Origin of the sequence: Actinoallomurus bryophytorum, from assembly GCF_006716425.1 — a bacterium.
In the GTDB taxonomy this organism is placed as follows: Bacteria; Actinomycetota; Actinomycetes; order Streptosporangiales; family Streptosporangiaceae; genus Actinoallomurus; species Actinoallomurus bryophytorum.
In genome coordinates, this window is sequence record NZ_VFOZ01000001.1 from 2,847,341 (window position 1) to 2,852,435 (window position 5,095).

A 5,095-nucleotide genomic window follows, 5' to 3' on the forward strand; every position below is an offset into this window, starting at 1 on the left:
TCCGACCGGCGCCGACACGCTCGGTCACCGAGTCATCTGTTGGTGCCGGTCGCCCATATCGGGTGGCCGCCGCTGTCGAGGATCACCATGTTGCTGTCGCTCTGCAGCACCATCGTCGGGTTCTTGTGGCCGAAGCATCCCGCCGCCCACACCGCATGTCTGTCGCCCGCGTAGAGGACCAGATTGCCGTCGGTCTGCAGCTCCGCGTAGACCCCGGCCGTGTGGGTCCCGGTGGACCAGATGATCTTGTTGTGCCTGTCGCGCAACACGAGGTTGCCGCCGGTCTGCATGGTCAGCGCGATGCGGTTCGTCCGCACGGTCTTGCCCGGGTAGATATCGCGCGGGGAGTGGAGTTTGAGGGACGCCGGCCCACTCGCCAGCGGCCTCTGGCTCGACACCCTCCGGGTCTTGTGGGCGGGTGCGGCGGCCTTGGTGGAGGGCGTGGGCTTGGCGCTCTTCGAGGCCTTCGGCTTGGCCTTCTTCTTTTTCGCCGACGCCGACGGTGACGGGGTGGCCGTCGGCGTGGCCGAGATGAACGCACCGGGCCGCTGACCGTCATCAGGCAGGACCGTGTTGGCCGCGGCGGCGGTCTCCTGTTTCTTGTCGTCGTGCGAGCCCGTCCCGATCAGCAGAAGCGGAATCGCCAGCACCACGGCACCGCCGATCGCCACGGCGGCCAGCACCGTCTTCTTCGGCCGGTCCGGCGGCATACCGTCGGCCCCGGCGGCGGAGCTGTTCACCGGTGGTGTCGTCGCTGCGGCCTCGAGAGCCGCGGCGGTCTTCCGCTCTTCCTCCTTCGCCGCCGCCCTCGCCGGGTCCGCCGAGGTCTCCGTGGTGTCGCCCGTCGCGTCGGGCGAAGCCGAACCGGAGCTCGCCCCGGCGGCCTCCTGGTCGACGGATGCGGACTGTGCGTCCTCCTGCGCCGGCTCTAACGCCGGTGCCAGGTCACCGGCCGCGTCGACGTCCGCGTTCGGCAGCTCGACCGGCCGGCGGACGCCGAGCGAGTCCATACGGTCGCCTGACTCTGACTTGGAAGCCAAACCATTCTCCTTCGAGGTCCGAATCGGAGCGCAAAAGGCGCCGGTGCCGGGACGGCGGTGTGTGCCCCATCTAGCCGTCCAGCGGCGTGGCGCAGCGCGCCGGCCAAGCGGCGGGAGATGTTCCTCCTGACGTGGACGTCTGCCGGCGTAGCGCCTCGTCGAGCCGTTCCAGGTTGGCCCGGTCGGCCTCGTCCAGGCCGCCGGTCCGGTCATCAGCCGCCGGATCCGCGCCGAGCACTTCGCTCAGCAGGACGATCGGCGCCGGGCCCGCGGACCGTACGTCCAGCACCCGAAGACCGGTACCGGGCGGGAAGACCACCTCGTCGGCGGCGAGACCGGGCACGGACCCGAGCAACGGACGGACTCGCCGGCCGGTGGAGGACCAGATGACGAAGCCGCCCGCCGTGGCGGACAGCCCGCCGGCAACCCCGATCGGGAGCGCGCTGACCGCCCCCGGCCGGCGCAGTACGCTCCCCGGCACGAACCGCTCGATGCCTCCCTCGGCGGGAAGCCCACCGCGTACGGCGACCCCCCGATACGAGGGCAGCCGGCACAGCCCCGAGGACAGACAGGCGGTGTAGCAACCGGGGAGGCCGGTGTCGTCCGGCGTCTCCTCTCCGGGCGGGGCCAGCTCGCCGTGGGTGTCCGACAGGTAGACGTGCACCGCGACGAGATCGGTACGCGCGGCGTCCACCTGGGGTCCGCGGAGCGCGGGCATCCTCGTCATCGCCCGGTTGACCGTGGCGCTGTACCGCTCCCAGACCGGCTGGGCGAGTGACCGGAACTCGGCCCGTTCCTTCTCCGAACTGCGCCGGGCGGGGCCGGGCACGGGTTTCGTACGGGGCCGCACCGGGGGTGCCGGGGCGGCGGCCGGGGCCGGACCGACCGGAGCGAGAGGCGCGGGCGGCGGTTCGGCGGCATCGGGCCGGTCCATCGGGGCGGCGCCGTCGGGCGACGCTGCGGCCGCCGGCGCCACGGGCTCCGCAGGCTTTGCGGGCTCCACGGGTGTCGGGGGCGTGGCGGGCGTCGCGGGCGGGGACACCGGAGGGAGCGCGCTCTCCGCGGCCGTACCGGACGACGGCACGGGCTCCGGAGGCCTTCCCAAGACGGGTGTCCGCGGAATCCTCCCCAGGCTCGGCGGGAGCGGTTCCGCGCCGCCTCGCTCGCGGGGCGGCCCGGACGGGGCGGCCTCGTGCGCACGGACGGGAGGCGCGTCCGGGGACGACGGTGGCCCGGCCGGCTCCGGCCGGTGTGCGGAGCCGGTGGTCTGAGGCACCGCGGGCTCGTCGGTCCTGCGCGCCGCCGAGTCGGGTCCTGCCGCTGCCGGACGCGCGGACGACTCGGCGGTGGCACCCTGCGGACGCGAGGCCCGTGGGATCGCGACGGTCCGTACGATCGATGCCACGGGAGCGGCCGGCGTCTCCACGGGCTGCGGCTCCACCAGGGACACGCCGTGCTCGATCGCCAGCCGGAGCAGCCGAAAGTCCTCCTCGCCGGACGCGTGTGCCGGCACGACCCGGTGGAGGGTGACGAAGCCACGCACCCCGCTTCCGAGTTCGGTGAGCAGGCGGGACAGATCGGCGAAGAGCACGTCGTCGGCCGCCTCCCCTCGGAGGTTCACCTCAATGGCCAGTTGTTCGGGCGACACCGGGCGCCCCGCGAAGGCGGGCGCCTCTCCTCGTGGCCCCACCGCCAGCCCGGCTCTCGTCACGGAGACCTGCCACCGGTCCGAGAGCGCGATGGCGCCCGGTTCCGGATGGTCGGTACCGACCACGGGCGAGCGCCAGCGGGCCAGTTGGGGCGCGGGGACGCGGTCCGCCCCCTCGGCACCGTACGGCCGGCAGAGGACGGCCTCGACGAAGGGCACCCAGGTCGGTTCCGCGTCGGCACCGATCAGGACGGGCCGGACGACAGGCTCGGTGTCGGTGCCGACGACGAGCGGGAGCCCGGTGAGCACCTCCACGTCGGCGCCCAGGATCTCGGCGGTGTCCTGACCGACGGCCAGCAGGTCGATGGGGCCGCACGGGGCGAGACGGGCCGCCGCACGGATCGTCTCGGGCAGCGCGGCCAGCACGGCGGCGAGGTCCGCGGCCGGGATACCGGGGTCGCCGTCGGCGGCACCGACGAGAACGGTCAAGTGGTCGTTGTCGACCGGCACGGCGTAGCAGAGGTCCGCGGCGCGCGCTCGCGGCACCCGCGCCGACCGCACCAGGAGCCCGGCGGGGATCTGCTCGACCACACATCCGCCGACGGTGCCGGCGGGGAGCCGGGCGAGCGCGGGCTGCCAGTGCGGCTCGGGGCTGCGCCGGCCCAGCGGCGTCGGTTCCGCGCCGGGGGTGAACGACCGCCAGCCGCGGACGGGCGCGCCGGCGCCGATGGCGAACAACGAGCCACCGGGCACGATCACCACGCCCGCGTCGGGCGCGATCACCTCGATACTCCAGGCGTCGGCGATCCGCTGCGCCAGGGCGGGCCGGTCCGGGCGCGGGCGGCCCGCACCCGACAGCGCGAGGCGTACGGTCGTCGCGCCCTGCTCACGTGCGGAGTCGAGTACGGTGCCGAGCCGGGCCCAGAGTCCGGCGGTCGCGTCGTCCGCGCCGACCACCACCGTGAAGACGTCGTTCGCCTTCTCGCCGCCGAGGAAGCGGGCCAGCTCGGCGACGCCGTCCGGTTTCGGCAGTGCGTCCGGGGAGGAGCGCAGCAGGGTCAGACCGTCGTACTCGTCGACCACCACCGCGGCTCTGCTCTCGGCGCGGGCGGCGCCGCGGGACCCGGCCCCGATCGAGGCGGACGCGTTGGATCCGTCCCGCCCCGGCCGGCGGTACTGCGCCCTTTTCCACACGATCTAACCTCCGGTGACGGCTTCGGCCCCGGCGAGGGAGTGGCCGGTCGCCGGATCCGGCACCGGTACGCCCTTTCACGCGACCGCACGGCGGTTCGAACCACTCCTCGACCGGTACGGGGTGACCCGGCGAGAGGTGGCCACAGTCAGGCATACGCACCCCAGGGTGCTCAGGTTCAACGCCGGGTGGTGTCTTTTCCGGTTTTTCTTTCTTTCAGTGGTTCTACAGTGCTTTAGGTGGTTTCCGCAGCCGCCGGGACATTCCCGCTGACGGTGGCGGGACGCGGCGCGGCATCGCGGCCTTCCCCGGGGGTGCTCTCCGGCACGCGCTCGAGTGCCTCGCGGAGCATGCCGGTCTCCACCGTCATGCTCACCGGGGCCGAGGGGTTGAGATAGACGAGGTGGTCGGCGGGAATCCGTTCGGCGAGTTCACGCACGCTCATCAGCGTGAACGCCAGCCGGCCCGCGGCGTGGAGGTAGCCGGGTGAGGTGAAGACCGGGATCACGCGCGTCGTGCCATCCGGCGCGGTGGCGGGCAGCAGGTCACCTTCGGGCGTGACGAAGACCGCCGCCTCCGGCAGGGCGGCCAGCGCGTCGGTCACGGCCTCGCCGGGGCCGTAGCCGGACGCCGCGAGCTGTACCGCGGCGTCGACGTCATCGGCCGGCTCGGGCCAGCCGAGCGCCGACGGCGACGGCCGGTACTCCTTGTTGTCGCGCCACTCGACGATCTCGCCCTCCGGGCTCGACCGCCACTGCCCGACCAGCGCCCAGCCCGGCGGGGTGCCCTCGCCGGTCCAGGCGGGGTCGACCATGCCGAGCCAGTGGTCGGGCGCGAGCCGGCCGGCCTCACGGATCGAGTCCGGGATGGCGGGCATCGTCCCGCCCACCTCATCGATCGGCTCGTCACCGGCCGCGGCCGACGACCGTTGACGCGCATCGCCCTGCTCGGCAGTCACTTTCCCTCGATCCATGCCCGCCGGACCCGGCGGTTAGGCGGCCCTGGTGAGTACAACGAGCGGCTGACCTTCGCATTCGTCCATGAAGATCACGCTGAAGCTACCAATGCGGATATGCACTGTCGACCCCGCCTAAGCCCATTTATCTTGATTGTCATGGCCATGTCATGTTCCGCTAACGCCGCACTCCCACTCCCGGATGGCCGGGTTAGCGAAGGTGATGTAGTGGGACAAAAGGGACGACAACTCATCGGTGC

Annotated in this window: 3 protein-coding genes; all 3 read right to left on the bottom strand. The window is 73.0% G+C overall.

The genetic code is table 11. From position 1 onward, the window contains the following. Positions 1–32 precede the first annotated feature (32 nt). The 3 genes from FB559_RS13360 to FB559_RS13370 all read right to left on the bottom strand — a co-directional run bounded on the left by FB559_RS13360 (position 33) and on the right by FB559_RS13370 (position 4,838). The gene (locus FB559_RS13360; RefSeq protein ID WP_141955912.1) at positions 33–1,040 is read right to left on the bottom strand and encodes a hypothetical protein; all 1,008 of its coding nucleotides are present in this window, start codon (positions 1,038–1,040) and stop codon (positions 33–35) included. A gap of 70 nt (positions 1,041–1,110) precedes the next feature. Next, on the bottom strand, positions 1,111–3,882 hold the full coding sequence (locus FB559_RS13365; RefSeq protein WP_141955913.1) for a hypothetical protein: 2,772 nt from the start codon (positions 3,880–3,882) through the stop codon (positions 1,111–1,113). 233 nt (positions 3,883–4,115) lie between these two features. Then, positions 4,116–4,838 (bottom strand): type VII secretion system-associated protein, encoded by a 723-nt coding sequence (locus FB559_RS13370; protein WP_221640006.1) that lies wholly within the window; start codon positions 4,836–4,838, stop codon positions 4,116–4,118. Between the last annotated feature and the right edge of the window lie 257 nt (positions 4,839–5,095).